This window comes from Candidatus Accumulibacter vicinus, assembly GCF_000584955.1.
Classification (GTDB): domain Bacteria; phylum Pseudomonadota; class Gammaproteobacteria; order Burkholderiales; family Rhodocyclaceae; genus Accumulibacter; species Accumulibacter vicinus.
Window position 1 is genome coordinate 22,349 of the sequence record NZ_JDSS02000011.1, and the last position, 1,182, is coordinate 23,530.

Genomic DNA, 1,182 nt, shown 5'->3' on the forward strand with positions numbered 1-1,182 from the left:
ATTCGTTCAACCATTCGTTCGAGCCGACAGCCACCGGCAAGCCGGCGTCTGCGGCTCAACTCAAACGTTAGGTGCCACAGCACATGCCCTACACCGCCACCATCATCCCAGTCATGATCGCCTCGCCCGGCGACGTGACTCAATACCGCGCTTCGGCACGCGACGTGTTGCACGAGTGGAACTACATTCACTCCGCAGCCACGCTCGTGGCCTTGATGCCTGTTGGTTGGGAAACCCACTCCTCTCCGGAACTCGGCTCGCGACCTCAGGAACTGATCAACGATCGGGTACTGAAGGATTGCGACCTCCTGGTTGGCATCTTCTGGACGAGGTTGGGTACCCCAACGGGTAGCTCTGTCAGCGGGACGGCCGAGGAGATTCAGAAACACGTTCAGGCCGGGAAGCCGGCAATGCTCTACTTCTGTGAGGCTCCATCTGACTTGCGGACCGTGAGTCGCGAGCAGTACGACGCACTTCAGGAGTTTCGGAAGTGGTGCGAATCGCAAGGCCTGATCGAGACATTCCTGAATGCCGATGAGTTTGGTCTGAAGCTCCGTCGACAACTGCAGGTCGTTCTCTACAAGAGCCCGTACATCCGGCAGGCGTTCGAGATGGAGAAGAGCCGTCGGAACGGGTTCGGCATTCCCACCGCGATACAAGGGCCACCGCCGGACGAGATATCTGCGCTGCTCGCGTCGCTTGGTCCCGAAGCGTGTCAGCTCCTTGAGGCTGCGGCGGCGGATAAGACAGGACTAATACTTGCTATCGATCTCCTCGCTGGGCGAGTAATCCAGGCCGGCGCTCGGCAGTTTGGCGAGATGGAAGATCGTCGCTCCATGGCAAAGTGGGACTATGCACTGAGTGAGTTGAAGACCCACAACCTAGTCCAGCTCTCCCACGGTAGCTCGGGCAAGGAGTCTGTCTTCGAACTCACGGAGCGGGGATACCAAGTCGCGGATCGGCTCGCCACCAGTGGCACCTAACCTTAGCCCATCTTTAACATCCCATACGCATATTTCCTGCTTTCCAGGCAAGGTTCGACAGTAAGTCGTTGATTTTTCGTGCGATGGATTTTTCTGTTGTTTTGTAGTGCCATAATAATTGCGATCGGCAGGCTCGGCCTCTTGCTTTTGTTGTACGATCGTGGGCATGTTCATACGACAGACGAGAACCGGCAACAAG

2 protein-coding genes are annotated in these 1,182 nt (G+C 57.1%); one reads left to right on the forward strand and one right to left on the reverse strand.

Annotated features, from left to right (window positions below; translation table 11 throughout):
* The first annotated feature begins 83 nt into the window (after positions 1-83).
* A complete protein-coding gene (locus tag CAPSK01_RS02865; RefSeq protein WP_034922247.1) occupies positions 84-983 on the forward strand; it encodes a DUF4062 domain-containing protein in 900 nt (299 codons plus the stop codon).
* Positions 984-996: 13 nt separating this feature from the next.
* Here the strand turns inward: CAPSK01_RS02865 and CAPSK01_RS21630 are convergent.
* The coding region (locus tag CAPSK01_RS21630; RefSeq protein ID WP_273702985.1) for a hypothetical protein at positions 997-1,182 on the reverse strand (186 nt) is incomplete at its 5' end.